The organism is Bradyrhizobium sp. CCBAU 51765, assembly GCF_015291725.1.
GTDB lineage: Bacteria > Pseudomonadota > Alphaproteobacteria > Rhizobiales > Xanthobacteraceae > Bradyrhizobium > Bradyrhizobium liaoningense.
Map to the genome: position 1 here is coordinate 4,045,577 of NZ_CP030038.1, position 13,779 is coordinate 4,059,355.

Here is a 13,779-nt window from a genome sequence, read left to right on the forward strand (position 1 = left end):
ACAAACCAGCCTTTGCCGAGACGTCCGGCGAGACAATTCCGGGCGACGTGCCTGGAAGCGGGCAAGGAACCTGCCCGGCTTGCCGGGCCGGGCCGGGCGCGGTAGGAGGGAGCCATGCCGCGCATCGCCTTCTATCCCGGTTCCTTCGATCCCATCACCAACGGCCACCTGGACGTGGTCCGGCACAGCGCTTCGCTGTGCGACAGGCTTGTGGTCGCGATCGGGGTGCATCCGGGCAAGAAGCCGCTGTTCTCGACCGAGGAGCGGCTGAAGATGCTCCGTGACGTCTGCGGGCCCGTGGCAGCCCAGGCTGGCTGCGTGCTCGAGGCTGTGACCTTCGACGATCTGTCGGTCACCTCGGCGCGCAAGCACGGTGCGACGATCATGATCCGGGGCCTCCGCGACGGCACCGACCTCGATTACGAGATGCAGCTCGCCGGCATGAACGAGGCGATGGCGCCCGAGGTGCATACGGTCTTCCTGCCGGCCTCTCCCATGGTCCGCCCGATCACCGCCACTTTGGTGCGCCAGATCGCCGGCATGGGCGGGGATGTCTCGGCCTTCGTCCCGCCGCAGGTCGCGGCACAGCTCAAGGCCAAATTCGCCGGATAACGGCCCGCTTCCTTTCTCATCCTGACCGGAGTTGTCATGCTACGAATTCTCGCAGTTCTTGCCGCGGTTCTGTTCGCGGTGCCGGCGGTGGCGCAGCAATTGCCGGCGAACCTCGACAAGGCCAACGCCATCGTCATCGACAGCACCAAGGGCCGCATCGTCATAAAGCTCAGGACCGACATCGCGCCGCAGCATGCCGAGCGCATCAAGCAGCTCGCGCGCGAGGGTTTCTACAACAACGTGCCGTTCCACCGCGTCATGGACGGCTTCATGGCGCAGACGGGCGACGGCCAGAATTTCAACGGCACCGGCGGCTCGAAATACCCGAACCTGAAGCAGGAATTCTCCAAGGTGCATTTCGCCCGCGGCATCGTAGGCATGGCCCGCCGCGGCGACAGCGTCGACAGCGCCAACTCGCAGTTCTTCATCATGTTCGCCGATGGCGGCAGCCTCGATGGCCAGTACACCGTGATCGGTGAGGTCGTGCAGGGCATGGACGTCGTCGACAAGCTGAAGAAGGCGCCCCCGGGCTCGCCAGGCGGCTCCGTCACCGATCCCGACAAGATGGTGAAGGTTCAGGTCGCCTCCGACATCAAATAGGAGCGACCATGGCGCGCCGCGGTGGCAAGCTGCTGCTGGTTGCCGCGATGCTGCTGCTCGGCGTCTCCAGCGCGGCCGCGGAGGACGCGCAGGTCAACACCATCCAGGACATTTTCCGGCACTTGCTGACCTGCTGGAGACCGCCGTCGCCGGCCAAGGCCCGCCCACTCGACATCACCGTCGTGGTGAGCTTTAACCGGGCCGGAAACATCCTGGGCCATCCGAGGATTACCTATGAATCCGCGGAGGCCTCCGACAATGACCGGCTGCAATACCGGATCGCGGTGATGGAGGCGTTGCAACGCTGCACGCCGATGCCATTTACCGAGGCAATGGCCGGCGCCGCCGCGGGACGTCCGTTCGCGATCCTGTTCCGCAATCGGAAGACTTCACCCCCAACACAAGAGAGACGAGCATGAGCGTCACCGAAAACACCCTGATCCTCGAGACCACGCAGGGCCCCGTCACCATCGAGATGCGGCCAGATCTCGCGCCCGGCCACGTCGCGCGCATCAAGGAGCTCGTGCGCGAGGGCTTCTATGACGGCATCGTGTTCCACCGCGTGATCGAGGGCTTCATGGCGCAGACCGGCTGCCCGCACGGCACCGGCACCGGCGGCTCCGGCAAGAAGCTGAAGGCCGAGTTCAACAAGGAGCCGCACGTGCGCGGCACCGCCTCGATGGCGCGCGCCGCCAACCCCGATTCCGGCGACAGCCAGTTCTTCATCTGCTTCGACGACGCCCGCTTCCTCGACAACCAGTACACGGTCTGGGGCAAGGTCACCGAGGGCATGGAGAACGTCGACAAGATCAAGCGCGGCGAGCCGGTGCAGAACCCCGACAAGATCGTCAAGGCGCGGATGGCCGTGGACAACGAATAAGTACGCGACCCTCATCCTGAGGAGCGCGGAACGCGCGTCTCGAAGGATGAAGGGCCCCGCTGCTGCAGTTCGGCCTTCATGGTTCGAGACGGTGCGACGCGCCTCCTCACCATGAGGGTTTGACTGTGTGGCGCCGAGCCTGACATGCGCACTGATCTCTTCGATTTCGACCTGCCCGCCGAGCGCATTGCCTTGCGCCCGGCGAGCCCGCGCGACTCCGCCAAGATGCTGGTGGTGGAGAACGGCGCGTTGCGTGACCAGACCGTCGCCGACCTGCCGCAATGGCTGAGGCCTGGCGACCAGCTCGTCGTCAACGATACCAAGGTGATCGCGGCGCAATTGAAGGGCCGCCGCATCGGCCGCGAGACCGAGCCGAAGATCGAGGCGACGCTGATCAAGCGGCTCGACGGCTCGCGCTGGCAGGCGCTGGTGAAGCCGGCGAAGAAGCTCGCAGCCGGCGACCGCATCCGTTTCGGCAATGAGGGCAAGGTGTGCCTGCTCGGCCATCTCGACGCCGAGGTCGAGGCCAAGGGCACCGAGGGCGAGGTGACGCTGTCGTTCTCGTTTCATGGCCCGGCGCTCGACCAGGCGATCGCCGATCTCGGCAGCCCGCCGCTGCCGCCCTACATCGCTTCCAAACGCACGCCTGACGACCAGGATCTTGCCGACTACCAGACGATGTTCGCGGCGAACGAAGGTGCCGTCGCTGCGCCCACCGCCGGGCTGCATTTCACGCCGGCGCTGGAGCAGGCGCTGCGCGCGCGCGGCATCGGCATCAACCGCGTCACGCTGCATGTCGGGGCAGGGACGTTCCTGCCGGTGAAGGTGGATGACACCGAAGCCCACAAGATGCACACCGAGTGGGGCACGATCTCGGCCGAGACGGCGGATCGCCTCAACGCGGCGCGAAAAAATGGCGGCCGCATCATCGCCGTCGGCACCACGTCATTGCGCCTGCTCGAGAGCGCGGTGCGCGAGGACGGCACGATCCAGCCGTTCGCGGCGGAGACCTCGATCTTCATCACGCCCGGCTATCGCTTCCGCGCCGTCGATATTCTGATGACGAATTTTCATCTGCCGAAGTCGACGCTGTTCATGCTGGTGTCGGCCTTCTCCGGGCTCGCGACGATGAAGCAGGCCTATGCGCACGCGATCGCGCAGGGCTATCGGTTCTATTCGTATGGCGATGCGTGCCTGTTGTTTCGGGCAGTGCGGTAGGGTCGGCAAAGCGAAGCGTGCCCACCATCCTTCTTGAGTACGGAACGGAAGTGGTGGGCACGGCGCTTGCGCGCCTTTGCCCACCCTACAGGACCTCCTACGCGATCACCCGCTGCGGCAAGAGCTCCGCGATCTGCACCGCATTCAGCGCCGCGCCCTTGAGCAGCTGATCGGCCGCCACGAACATCGAGATCGAATGCCCGGAGGGGTCGCTGAGGTCCTTGCGGATGCGGCCGACCAGGACGTCGTCCTGGCCCGAGGCGTCGATCGGCATCGGGAAGTAGTTCCGGGCGCGATCGTCGACGACCTTCACGCCTGGCGCCTGCGCCATGATGGCGCGGACTTGGTCCTCGGTGATCGGCCTCTCGCATTCGAAGGTGATGGCCTCGCAATGTGCGCGCAGCACCGGCACGCGGACGCAGGTCACGCCGACTGCGATGGTGTCGTCCTCGAAGATCTTGCGGGTTTCCTTGATGACCTTGGTCTCTTCGTCGTTGTAGCCGGTGTCGGGATCGACGGCGGTGTTGTGGTTGAAGAGATTGAAGGCGTAGGGGTGCGGCATCACCCTGGGCGTATAAACCTGCCCGTTGAGGTTGGCGCGGGTGGATTCGACGAGTTCCTCCATCGCGGCGGCACCTGCGCCGGAGGCTGCCTGGTAGGTCGAGATGATGACGCGCTTGATGCGGTTCTGCTGGTGGATCGGCCACAGCGGCACCAGTGCGGTGATCGCGGCGCAGTTGGGGTTGGCGATGATGCCCTTGTGGTCGCGGATACGGCTGGCGTTGATCTCGGGGATCACCAGCGGCACGTTCGGGTCCATGCGGAAGGCGGAGGAGTTGTCGACCACCACCGCGCCGGCCTTGACCGCGATCGGCGCGAACTTCCTGGAGATGCCGCCGCCGGCGGAGAACAGGGCGATGTCGATGCCCTCGAAGGCGCGTTCGGTCAGCTCCTCGATGACGACGTTCTGGCCGCGGAACGACACCGTCTTGCCGGCCGAGCGGGCACTGGCGAGCGCCTTGAGCCTGCCGACGCGAAAGCCGCGCTTGTCCATGGTGGCGATGAATTCGGCGCCCACCGCGCCGGTGACGCCGACAATCGCGACGACGGGATCGTTACTCACTTTGTCCTCCATTGCTTTTGAAATCCAGACAACAAAAAAGCCCCGGACCATCGAGGGCGGGGCTTCGGTAGAGCTGATGCGTTTTCGTCGACGACTACGCGCGCACGCCTCCCCGGGCCCCTGAGGCCGTGGTGGTTTTGGTCGTGCGTTTGGTGGTCGTGAACATGGCGGCGACTTATGCGGGAGAGTCTTGCGGCCGTCAATGACTTTTCGCCCCGGTCAGTACCGGGGGAAATCTGTCGCTATCGGGCTCGGGCGCCCGGCGGCTCCAGGATGACCTCCTTGAGGTCGTCGCCGCTGATCACGACTATCGCAAAATTGAGCCGGCCGCGTTCGCGCACGAGGCCGCCACTGATGGCCTTGCCCGAGGCTGCGCGCTCGGCGACGCGCACGGCATCGGCAAGGCGGTGCCTGATCGCACCGAGCGCTGCGAGGTTGCTGCGATCCTCGTTGTCGAGCTCGGTGAGGGGCAGGGCGGCCTCGCCACCGACGAGCTCGCCGGTCGCGGCATTGATGGTGTGGCGCCAGATCCGGTCGTTGTGCAGGGTCTTCACCCGGTAGACCGGGACGCCTGAAGCGCCGTCGAAACTCACGTCGGCGGTGGTGGCGCCGGCATGGCGGGCTTCCGCGATCGCCATGGCCTGGCTGATCGTGATCGACGAGCTGCGGAAGCGTTCGATCTCGCGGGTGACTGCCTGGCGGTCTGCTTCGGCATCACCATCTGTGTCGTTGTGGAGCGCGGTCGGCGTGTCCGCGGTTACGATCGCCCGCGACGGCGCGGCGAGGAGCAGCGCGGGCAAGGCGATCGCAAGCAGTTGCAAGGTCCGTCGTCTGGCTGTCGTCATGCTCGAAACCTTCGGCCTGCGAGTGTGCCGGATGAACGTAAAGAATTCGCGGCCGGCCCTGGGCAAGGCCGGCCGCGGAACGCCACGGCAGGCTGTACCTGCCGTGACGATCGAAGCGGTCCGGACCTCTTTGGGGCTGGTGAAAAAGCGGCCCGTACCAACTTATAACGAAACAATACCGTATCGTTTTGTTTTGGTCAATGCCGTTGCGACGGCCCCTCTGGGGAAAGAGCGTGAGTTCACGGAATCGTCAGCGGGAGGAACGGCGGCGCGCCGGGCTCTTTGCGGCGTCCCGGACCCGGTCGGCAGGACCCAGGGCACCGGCAAGGAACAGTTTGATCGCGATGCGCATGCGCTTCTCGGCCGATTTCGGCTCGAGCGCCGTTCCGAACGTTGCCATGCGGTGGGTGTGTCCGACGACGACATCGAGGAACACCTCGGCTGCGATGGTGGTGTCTTCGACATCGAGCGCCCCTTGCGCCACCAGATGATCGAAGAAGCGCGCGGTGGTGGCTACGGCCTTGAGCCAGCCTTCCTCCTTGCCGAGCTTGGCGACGTCAGGGAAGTTGATGGCCTGCGACGTCATCATGCGGCTGAAGGCGACGGCATCGGGACCGCAGGTGAATGAGAGCATCTCGCGCCCGATCTCGACCAGCCGCTGCTCGACCGAGATGTCGGCGGCGCTGCTCAGCTGGGTCTCTGCCGCGGCCGACAGCGGCGCGAGCCAGCGCGCGATCTCTCGCCTCAGTACGGCCGCGAACAGCCCGCGCTTGTCGCCATAGCGCGAATAGACCGTGGGCTTGCTCACCCGGGCCGCTTCCGCGACCGCGTCGAGCGAGGTCGCATCGAAGCCGCGGTCAAGGAACAGGCGGGTGGCGACTTCAATCAGCCGCTGATCGCGCTCGATCGCAGCGGTTTTCGTCGGCCGGCCGCCGCGGGATTTCGGGATCTCGCGCCGTGGTGCTGCCGGTTTTGTCCTGGTCGCAGTCAATCCCATGCCCAATGATTCCTGCGCGTTTCTGACAGTCGTCTTTGCTCTATAACGCGCAGCAGCCGGGGCGTCATCGCGAATCTGGCCGAATTGGCCGTATCGTCAACGGTCTCGACACGGCCTCGTTCCGTCACGCGGATTCACGGAAGCGTCGATGTCCAGGCCTGGCCGGATGCAGCCTTCTCGTATCCGTACTGATATAGCGCCCGCATATAGGTGGTATCGAACCCTTCGGACGGCGGGGCGGGGTAGTCGCGCGCGATGTAGGAGAGATGGAAGCCCAGTCGGTTGCGCTTGGCGAAATCGTATGTCGAGAAGATGATCGAGCGCGTCTGCGATTGGGTGATTGCCGACAGGCTGCGTGAGGCAACGTCGATGGTGCCGTTGGAGACGAGCTCGAAGTTGCGCTCGATCTTCTTGTTGACGAGGATGTAGATGTCCATCCTCGCACTGCCCGGCATGCGGCCGCTCTGGAACAGCAGGGCTTCCGGCAATGTCAGCACCGGGGCCGTCACGCCGCCGTCGACGTGCATCTCCTGAAACTTGCGGCCCTGGCCTTCGGCATCGATCATGATCGGCGGAAACACCAGGGGAATGCTGGCCGAGGCCGCCATCACGTCGCGAAACAGCTTCAGGGCCTCGGGCGTTCCGACCGCGGCGATCTTGCCCATGTCCCAGATCGCAGTGCGCTGGGTATCGAGGTCGGTCGTCACAACCAGCAACGTCCGGCCCTTGGCATGCTCGCGCGCGACCTGGGCCATGATCTCGGGTCCGACATAGCGCGCGACCAGCTCGCGCAGCCGCGTGTTGCCGAACAGGCCGGATCCGAACAGCACGCGCATGATGCTGGGATCGTTCAGGAGGCTCTCCGCGATGCCGCTGGTGTAGACCTCCTTCAGCGTGTCGTCATATTGCGGGCCGAGGAACGCAAACGGCGCGATCAGGCCGCCGGTGCTGACGCCCGAGACGACGGTGAAGGTGGGGCGGGTTCGGGCCGCGGTCCAGCCGTTGAGCACGCCGACGCCATAGGCGCCGTCAGCACCGCCGCCGGACAGCGCCAGATAGGATCGCGTCGCGGTGCTGTTGGCCTTCTCGAAGCTGAATTTCGTGACGGGATCGTCGGCGTAGCGCCGGAGGCCGTCGATATCGAGCACGCGCGACGTGCTGGCTTCAGCGGCCGTATAGGGCGTGCGGGGCAGGGAGGTGCAGGCGCCGAGCGCCAGGCTGCACACCAGGACCAGCGATCCGGTCAGGCGGACAATTGTCTGCCCGATCCGGTCACACGAGGAGACGGATGCGTCGGTCGAATATGAAGGGGTGGGCATTGTCGGTGGCCGGCGATCACGCATGTACGACCGCCGGCAAATTCGCCGCGGCATCCCGTCCAGTCCCCACGATAAAACTACACGGTATCGTTTTGTTTGGCAAGGGCGGAGGGCGCTGATCCCTCGGGCGAATTGCTGTCCCGGTCTGGAGCACAAATCGGCGGGAGCCCGGTCTGGCGGGTTGATCGGCCAGCCCCGACACGCAATAAGCACCGCCATGAATCCGCACAATGATCTTCCCAATCACTTTGAAGTGCTCGCCGCCGATGGGGCCGCGCGCACCGGGCGGCTGACCACGCCGCATGGCGTTGTGCGGACGCCGGCCTTCATGCCGGTCGGCACCGCCGGTGCCATGAAGGGGATGCATTGGCGCGAGGTGCGCGATGCCGGCGCCGACATCGTGCTGGGCAACACCTACCACCTGATGCTGCGTCCGAGCGCCGAGCGGATCGCCGCGCTCGGTGGATTGCAGCGGTTCACCGGCTGGAATGGACCGATGCTGACGGATTCCGGCGGCTTCCAGGTGATGTCGCTGGCGGATTTGCGCAAGGTCAGCGAGAACGCCGTCACCTTCCGCTCGCATATCGACGGCGCCAAGGTCGAACTGTCGCCGGAGCGCTCGATCGAGGTGCAGCGTTTGCTCGGCTCCGACATCGCCATGCAGATGGACGAATGCGTGCGGCTTCCGGCCGAGCGCGCCGACATCGAGCGCGCGATGCAATTGTCGCTGCGCTGGGCCGAGAGAAGCAAGCGCGCCTTCGAGAGCGCCCCCGACGGTTACATGCTGTTCGGTATCGTGCAGGGCGGCGACATCCCCCAACTGCGTCACGCGAGCGCCGAAGGTCTCGTTGCGATCGGCTTCCATGGCTATGCGATCGGCGGTCTTGCGGTTGGCGAACCGCAGGCAGTGATGCTGGCGATGATCGACGAGACCGCACCATTGCTGCCGAGAGAACGCCCGCGCTACCTGATGGGCGTCGGCACGCCGGACGACATCCTCGAAGCCGTGAAGCGCGGCATCGACATGTTCGATTGCGTGATGCCGACGCGCAATGGCCGGCATGGCGTCGCCTTCACGCGCTTCGGCCAGGTGAATCTGCGCAATGCGCGCCACGCCGACGATCCACGTCCGCTCGACGAAGAGAGCTCATGGCCTGCGGCGCGCAACTACGCGCGTGCCTATCTGCACCATCTCGTCAAGGCGGGCGAGACGCTGGGCGCGATGCTGCTGTCCGAGATCAATATCGCTTACTACCAGTTCCTGATGCAGGGCATCAGAGGCGCGATCGCGCAGGGAAATTTCGACGAGTTCTATCAGCGCACGCGCGAGGACTGGGCGAGGGGCGACATCGCCCCGCGCTAGATCAGTTGCAAGTCAAGTTCAGTTGCAAGTGAAGCGTTGCTTCAGGGCGTGCTTGGTCACGAAGCCATAGCCGCAATTTTCGCAGGTCCAGAGATAAGTGATCACTCGGTCCGAGACGTAGGCGGATGCTTCGGCGGCGACCATGGAGTCGGCGCAGACAGGACAGGTGGGCAACTCGCTGCAACGCGGATCGCGGTTCAGCGTGACGGTCGACGACAACACTTCAGCAACTGCTGGCATCGTGGTGACCTCCCTGCTTGAGATGTGAGCCTAACATAAGCAGAAGCGGTTGACGAGGTCGCAACACAAATGCGTAGGTTTTCTGATTTTATTTTACCGCTCACGTGATTTTGCGATGCAGCGTATTTAACATGTGCCGCATTGTCGCTTGCGTGTCGCCACAAGCTGTCTGTAACTGCGCATGGTCGCTATGGCAGTGCAGATCGTGCCACAGGGAGTTCATCATGGACGCATCTTCCGATACGGGTGCAGCGCACCAAGCCGGCCGCGGCCGGATCTATGACTCGATCGTCGACGCCTTCGGCAACACGCCCATCGTGCGCTTGCGCCGGCTGCCTGGCATGCACGGCGTAAACGCGACCATTTTGGCAAAACTTGAATATTTCAATCCTGCAGCAAGCGTGAAGGACCGCATCGGCGCGGCCATGATCATCGCGATGGAGAAGGCGGGCATCGTCAAGCCCGACACCGTGCTGATCGAGCCGACCTCCGGCAATACCGGTATTGCGCTTGCATTCGTGGCGGCTTCGCGCGGCTACCGGCTCAAGCTGGTGATGCCGGAGTCGATGTCGATCGAGCGGCGCAAGATGCTGGCTTTTCTCGGCGCCGAACTGGTGCTGACGCCGGCGGCGCAAGGCATGAAGGGGGCGATCGCCGCCGCCGAGGAGCTGGTGAAGACGACGCCGAACTCGGTGATGCCGCAGCAGTTCAAGAACCTCGCTAATCCCGAGGTGCACCGCCGCACCACCGCGGAGGAAATCTGGAACGACACCGGCGGCAACATCGATTTCTTCGTGGCCGGCGTCGGCACCGGCGGAACGATCACCGGCGTCGGCCAGGTGCTCAAGCCACGCAAGGCCTCGCTGCGGGTGGTTGCGGTCGAACCGGAGGAGAGCCCGGTGCTGTCCGGCGGACAGCACACGCCGCACAAGATCCAGGGGATCGGCGCCGGCTTTGTTCCTGACATCCTCGACCGTTCCGTGATCGACGAGATCGTGAAGATCAACTCGACGACCGCGATCGAGACCTCGCGCGCGCTGGCCCGGCACGAAGGCATCCCGGGCGGTATCTCCTCGGGCGCGGCGATCGCGGCCGCGCTGCAGATCGGCAAGCGTCCGGAAGCGGCGGGAAAAACCATCCTGGCGATCGTGCCGTCTTTCTCCGAGCGCTATCTCTCGACGGCGCTGTTCGAAGGAATCTAGCAGATGGCGGATCAACCGAGGCGACCGCGCACGCTTGGCGATGCCAGGACCGAAGCGGAGGCGGCATTCAAGAAGGTGACCGCCAAGGTCGCCGCGGCGCCGCCGAAACAAAGCGCCGTTCCCGGCATCAAGGAGCAGGTCACCCTGCGCATCGACCAGGATGTGCTGGAGTTCTTTCAGGAGGGCGGTCCCGGCTGGCAGGACCGCATCAACGAGGCGCTGCGGAAAGCTGCGGGGAAGTAGGCACCAACTCGACACCACTGCGAGGACGACCAAAGAAAAAAGCCCGGCGTGAGCCGGGCTTTTGTGTTGTCGATCTCGCCTCGGCTCAGCGGCGGAACATGCCGCCCATCATGCCGCCGACGACACCGCCGACGAAGGCCGCACCTGCGGCGTCGCCGGGGCTGCTGCGTGGTTGCGGAGCCGGCGCGCCGCTGGGAGGCGGAGCGCTGGCGCGCCGGGCCGGCTTCTGGCTGGTGTCGCTGGCGGTCGCCGGGGCAGCGACGATCTCCGCGAGCAGGGCCTTGTGCTGGTTCTTGTTGAGATAACCCGACGAGGGATAGCCGCGCGCGGTCTGCCAGCGCTTGAGCACGGACCGCGTCTCGTCGTTGAATATGCCGGTCTGCTTGGTGTCGAACCCTAGTGCCGTCAGTCGACGCTGCACGTCGCGGCGCTTGTTCTTGTCGAGGCCGATCTGGTCCTCGGTGACCTGCGTGGCCTCGTCGGTGAAGGTTGCGGGATCGACGCCGGCGTTGAGCGTGCGGGTCGCGGTCGAGGCACCGCTCTTGATCGCCGCGAGGCGCGCCAGCGCCAGCGCCTTGAACTGGCCGTTCGGGTAGGCGGTGAGATAGGCGTTGAGCTCTTCGGGCTTGTTGGACTCCTTGACCGAGCGCCAGTATTCGAGCTCGACACCATCCCCGGCCGCCGCCGGCACGATACCGGCCGCGGTCGGCGCCGCATTGGCGACCTGGGTCGTCGGCGCCTGGTTGAGATAGACGGAGCCCGTCAGGTTGGTGTGGCCCCAGGGCAGCTGGCCTTTGCGGGTCTCTTCATTGACCTGGGCGCGCACCGACGTCATCGCCTGCTGGATCTCGACGCCGGGCTTGGTGATGTTGTCGATCAGCGCGCGGGTGAACGGGCTGTTGTTGCCCTCCTGGCCGTCGAGCGCGGTCTGGCCTGGGCCGGTGGCGAACGCGATCAGGGTGCCTTCGCCGGACTTCATCTCGGCGAGACCGCTCTGGACGTTGACGCTGCGGGTCGCCGCGTTCGACTTGATCTTGGCGGCGAACGGATTGTCGCGGCAGGCATCGAGGAAGACGAGCTTGACCTTGGCATCGCCCATGGTCTGCTCGAGCGTCAGGTCGATGTTGATGGCGGCCCCTAGCTTGACGTCCATCTCCGATTTGATGTCGGCATCGACCGGGAGAAGATAGTTGGTGCCGCTGACGGCGATGCCGTGGCCGGCATAATAGAACAGCGCGATGTCGGAGCCCTGCGCCTTGCGGCCGAAATCGAGCAGCTTCTCCGTCATCTGGTCGCGGCTGAGATTGGAGCCTTCGATGACCTCGAAGCCGACATTGCGCAGCGTGGCTGCCATCGCCTTGGCGTCGATCGGCGGGTTCGGCAATTGCGCGACATTCTTGTAGGAGCCGTTGCCGACGACGAAGGCGACGCGGCGGTCAGCCTTGGCGGCACTGACCGACAACGCCATGCACATGAGCGAAGCGAGGAGGGTGAGATAGCGCATTCTGAAATCCCCAGAATCGAATTGCAGGCAGCAACAAATTGGCAACGAACCTACACGAAGTGCCCGACTCCGCGCCACCAAAACGGCAGTCCGCTGCGTTCAACCCGCTGCTGTGTGGCCGAATGTGCACGGTGGAATCGTTTCCCAACGTGATCCAAATCACACGGCCACTTGGATTTGTCGCGTCAGGCGAAACGAGGTTCACTGCGCGCCGGCGGGAACCGGCGAGACGGGCTTCAGATTGAGGAGATTGCCGAAAAGGATCAATGCCGCGCCGACCACCGTCCAGGCGTCGAGCCGCTCGGAATACAGCAGCCAGCCCGCCGCTGCGGTCAACGGAACCCGCAGGAAGTCCATCGGGACCACGATCGTCGCGTCGGCGTAGCGCATCGCGCTGGCGAGGCAATAGTGTGAAAATGTGCCGCAGACGGCGATCACGCCGACCCAGGCCCAGACATGTGTCGATGGCCAGGTCCAGACGAACAATGTCGGAACGAAGCCTGCGGCCGATTGCACCACCAGCATCCAGAACAGGATCGAGAGCGCGCTTTCGGTGCGGGTCAACGATTTGACCAGCGCCATCGACACGCCAAATCCCATGGCGGCGCCGAGCGCGATGAGCTGGCCCGGATTGATCTCCCCGGTCGCGGGCCGGACGATGACGATCACCCCGACGAGTCCGAGCACGATGGCGGCGATCTTCCATGGCGTCATCCGCTCGGACAGGAAGCTTGCCGCGAGGATCGCCGTCCAGATCGGCATTGTGAACTCGATCGCCACCACCTGGCCGATCGGAATCAGCGTCAGCGCGAAGAACCAGCCTAGCTGGGCGACATAGTGCACCAGGTTGCGCCCGACATGCTGCGGCAGGCGCGATGTCTTGAGCACCTTCAAGCCGCCGGCGCGGTAGATGATCGGCGAGAGCAACACGAAGCCGACCAGCGACCTCACTTCCATGATCTGAAAAACATTGAGTTCGCGCGTCGTCTCGCGTCCGGCAACCGCCATGACCAGCATCAGCGACAGCCAGCCGGCCATCCACAGTGCAGCCATCGTTCTGGACGGTGTCGCGCTCATTGGGGCAGGATGCCGGAGGAAGGAAACACGAAGGGACGGCCGGTATCGGCGACGTCGCCAGCGTTTGCAACGGCCAAATCAGCGGATGCAGCGATGCAGGGTGCGTGGTAGGCATCTCCGGACAACGAGAAGATCGGGAGAGCGTCGCTCATGCATATCTTGCAGCCGGCCGAGTGGAAAAAACCGCGCGGCTTTTCACATGGGGTCGTGGTCGAGGGGCCAGGGCGCTGGGTGGTTCTGGCCGGCCAGACCGGCGGCGATGAGGCCGGCAATTACGCGCCCGACATGGCAGCGCAGGTCGCGACTGCGCTGAAACGGATCATCAAGCTCCTGGGCGAGGCCGGCGCCGGCCCCGAGCACATCGTCCGCCTGACCTGGTACCTGACCAGCCGCAACGAGTATGAGGCGGCTGGTGCTGGCATCGGTGCGGCCTGGAAGGAAACGCTCGGACGAAATTTCCCGCCCTCGACGCTGCTCTATATCGGCGGCCTCGTGGACGACCGCGCCAAGGTCGAGATCGAGGTCACGGCGTTCGTGCCGGGCGCATAAAAAAGAC

Annotated in this window: 16 protein-coding genes; 9 read left to right on the forward strand and 7 right to left on the reverse strand. The window is 64.8% G+C overall.

What is annotated here, in order from left to right:
- The first annotated feature begins 114 nt into the window (after positions 1-114).
- The 5 genes from coaD (at position 115) to queA (ending at position 3,310) form a co-directional block, all read left to right on the forward strand.
- On the forward strand, positions 115-612 hold the full coding sequence (gene coaD / locus XH96_RS19415) for a pantetheine-phosphate adenylyltransferase (RefSeq protein WP_194393844.1): 498 nt from the start codon (positions 115-117) through the stop codon (positions 610-612).
- A gap of 36 nt (positions 613-648) precedes the next feature.
- On the forward strand, positions 649-1,212 hold the full coding sequence (locus XH96_RS19420) for a peptidylprolyl isomerase (RefSeq protein ID WP_194393845.1): 564 nt from the start codon (positions 649-651) through the stop codon (positions 1,210-1,212).
- Between the two features lie 8 nt (positions 1,213-1,220).
- Entirely contained in the window at positions 1,221-1,631 is a 411-nt protein-coding gene (locus XH96_RS19425) for a hypothetical protein (protein WP_194393846.1), read from the forward strand.
- On the forward strand, positions 1,628-2,092 hold the full coding sequence (locus XH96_RS19430; RefSeq protein ID WP_194393847.1) for a peptidylprolyl isomerase: 465 nt from the start codon (positions 1,628-1,630) through the stop codon (positions 2,090-2,092). The genes XH96_RS19425 and XH96_RS19430 overlap by 4 nt, the downstream gene beginning before the upstream one ends.
- 144 nt (positions 2,093-2,236) lie before the next feature.
- Entirely contained in the window at positions 2,237-3,310 is a 1,074-nt protein-coding gene (gene queA / locus XH96_RS19435) for a tRNA preQ1(34) S-adenosylmethionine ribosyltransferase-isomerase QueA (RefSeq protein ID WP_194393848.1), read from the forward strand.
- 97 nt (positions 3,311-3,407) lie between these two features.
- Here queA and XH96_RS19440 read toward each other — a convergent pair whose 3' ends face one another.
- The 4 genes from XH96_RS19440 to XH96_RS19455 form a co-directional block, all read right to left on the reverse strand.
- Entirely contained in the window at positions 3,408-4,445 is a 1,038-nt protein-coding gene (locus XH96_RS19440) for an aspartate-semialdehyde dehydrogenase (protein WP_194393849.1), read from the reverse strand.
- A 230-nt stretch (positions 4,446-4,675) separates the two neighbouring features.
- Positions 4,676-5,278, reverse strand: coding sequence for a PepSY domain-containing protein (locus tag XH96_RS19445; protein WP_194393850.1), 603 nt, complete (start codon positions 5,276-5,278; stop codon positions 4,676-4,678).
- 250 nt (positions 5,279-5,528) lie between these two features.
- Entirely contained in the window at positions 5,529-6,275 is a 747-nt protein-coding gene (locus XH96_RS19450; RefSeq protein ID WP_194393851.1) for a TetR/AcrR family transcriptional regulator, read from the reverse strand.
- Positions 6,276-6,409: 134 nt separating this feature from the next.
- Positions 6,410-7,594: a patatin-like phospholipase family protein gene (locus XH96_RS19455; RefSeq protein ID WP_246790132.1), complete on the reverse strand. Its 1,185-nt coding sequence runs from the start codon at positions 7,592-7,594 to the stop codon at positions 6,410-6,412.
- 217 nt (positions 7,595-7,811) lie between these two features.
- Here XH96_RS19455 and tgt point away from each other — a divergent pair, with 217 nt between their 5' ends.
- Positions 7,812-8,957 carry a tRNA guanosine(34) transglycosylase Tgt gene (gene tgt / locus XH96_RS19460; protein ID WP_194393853.1) on the forward strand — a complete coding sequence of 382 codons (1,146 nt, stop codon included), beginning with the start codon at positions 7,812-7,814 and terminating at the stop codon, positions 8,955-8,957.
- A gap of 18 nt (positions 8,958-8,975) precedes the next feature.
- Here the strand turns inward: tgt and XH96_RS19465 are convergent, their stop codons facing one another.
- Positions 8,976-9,197, reverse strand: coding sequence for a hypothetical protein (locus XH96_RS19465; protein WP_194393854.1), 222 nt, complete (start codon positions 9,195-9,197; stop codon positions 8,976-8,978).
- 224 nt (positions 9,198-9,421) lie between these two features.
- On the opposite strand from XH96_RS19465, the gene cysK reads away from it, so the two are divergent.
- Both cysK and XH96_RS19475 read left to right on the forward strand, forming a co-directional pair.
- Positions 9,422-10,399, forward strand: coding sequence for a cysteine synthase A (gene cysK, locus XH96_RS19470; protein ID WP_194393855.1), 978 nt, complete (start codon positions 9,422-9,424; stop codon positions 10,397-10,399).
- 3 nt (positions 10,400-10,402) lie between these two features.
- Entirely contained in the window at positions 10,403-10,642 is a 240-nt protein-coding gene (locus XH96_RS19475) for a BrnA antitoxin family protein (protein WP_035678505.1), read from the forward strand.
- Between the two features lie 85 nt (positions 10,643-10,727).
- Here XH96_RS19475 and XH96_RS19480 read toward each other — a convergent pair whose 3' ends face one another.
- Together XH96_RS19480 and XH96_RS19485 are read right to left on the reverse strand one after the other, a co-directional pair.
- On the reverse strand, positions 10,728-12,146 hold the full coding sequence (locus XH96_RS19480; RefSeq protein WP_194393856.1) for a caspase family protein: 1,419 nt from the start codon (positions 12,144-12,146) through the stop codon (positions 10,728-10,730).
- A 201-nt stretch (positions 12,147-12,347) separates the two neighbouring features.
- Positions 12,348-13,223, reverse strand: a complete 876-nt coding sequence (locus XH96_RS19485) for a DMT family transporter (RefSeq protein ID WP_194393857.1) — start codon at positions 13,221-13,223, stop codon at positions 12,348-12,350.
- A 150-nt stretch (positions 13,224-13,373) separates the two neighbouring features.
- On the opposite strand from XH96_RS19485, the gene XH96_RS19490 reads away from it, so the two are divergent.
- Positions 13,374-13,772, forward strand: coding sequence for a RidA family protein (locus XH96_RS19490; protein ID WP_061881743.1), 399 nt, complete (start codon positions 13,374-13,376; stop codon positions 13,770-13,772).
- The last annotated feature ends 7 nt before the right edge of the window (positions 13,773-13,779 follow it).

Excerpts from the sequence above, each read along its gene's own strand:
- coaD (WP_194393844.1), top strand. The coding sequence starts at position 115 with ATGCCGCGCATCGCCTTCTATCCCGGTTCCTTCGATCCCATCACCAAC.
- XH96_RS19420 (WP_194393845.1), top strand. The coding sequence starts at position 649 with ATGCTACGAATTCTCGCAGTTCTTGCCGCGGTTCTGTTCGCGGTGCCG.
- XH96_RS19425 (WP_194393846.1), top strand. The coding sequence starts at position 1,221 with ATGGCGCGCCGCGGTGGCAAGCTGCTGCTGGTTGCCGCGATGCTGCTG.
- XH96_RS19430 (WP_194393847.1), top strand. The coding sequence starts at position 1,628 with ATGAGCGTCACCGAAAACACCCTGATCCTCGAGACCACGCAGGGCCCC.
- queA (WP_194393848.1), top strand. The coding sequence starts at position 2,237 with ATGCGCACTGATCTCTTCGATTTCGACCTGCCCGCCGAGCGCATTGCC.
- XH96_RS19440 (WP_194393849.1), bottom strand. The coding sequence starts at position 4,445 with ATGGAGGACAAAGTGAGTAACGATCCCGTCGTCGCGATTGTCGGCGTC.
- XH96_RS19445 (WP_194393850.1), bottom strand. The coding sequence starts at position 5,278 with ATGACGACAGCCAGACGACGGACCTTGCAACTGCTTGCGATCGCCTTG.
- XH96_RS19450 (WP_194393851.1), bottom strand. The coding sequence starts at position 6,275 with ATGGGATTGACTGCGACCAGGACAAAACCGGCAGCACCACGGCGCGAG.
- XH96_RS19455 (WP_246790132.1), bottom strand. The coding sequence starts at position 7,594 with ATGCCCACCCCTTCATATTCGACCGACGCATCCGTCTCCTCGTGTGAC.
- tgt (WP_194393853.1), top strand. The coding sequence starts at position 7,812 with ATGAATCCGCACAATGATCTTCCCAATCACTTTGAAGTGCTCGCCGCC.
- XH96_RS19465 (WP_194393854.1), bottom strand. The coding sequence starts at position 9,197 with ATGCCAGCAGTTGCTGAAGTGTTGTCGTCGACCGTCACGCTGAACCGC.
- cysK (WP_194393855.1), top strand. The coding sequence starts at position 9,422 with ATGGACGCATCTTCCGATACGGGTGCAGCGCACCAAGCCGGCCGCGGC.
- XH96_RS19475 (WP_035678505.1), top strand. The coding sequence starts at position 10,403 with ATGGCGGATCAACCGAGGCGACCGCGCACGCTTGGCGATGCCAGGACC.
- XH96_RS19480 (WP_194393856.1), bottom strand. The coding sequence starts at position 12,146 with ATGCGCTATCTCACCCTCCTCGCTTCGCTCATGTGCATGGCGTTGTCG.
- XH96_RS19485 (WP_194393857.1), bottom strand. The coding sequence starts at position 13,223 with ATGAGCGCGACACCGTCCAGAACGATGGCTGCACTGTGGATGGCCGGC.
- XH96_RS19490 (WP_061881743.1), top strand. The coding sequence starts at position 13,374 with ATGCATATCTTGCAGCCGGCCGAGTGGAAAAAACCGCGCGGCTTTTCA.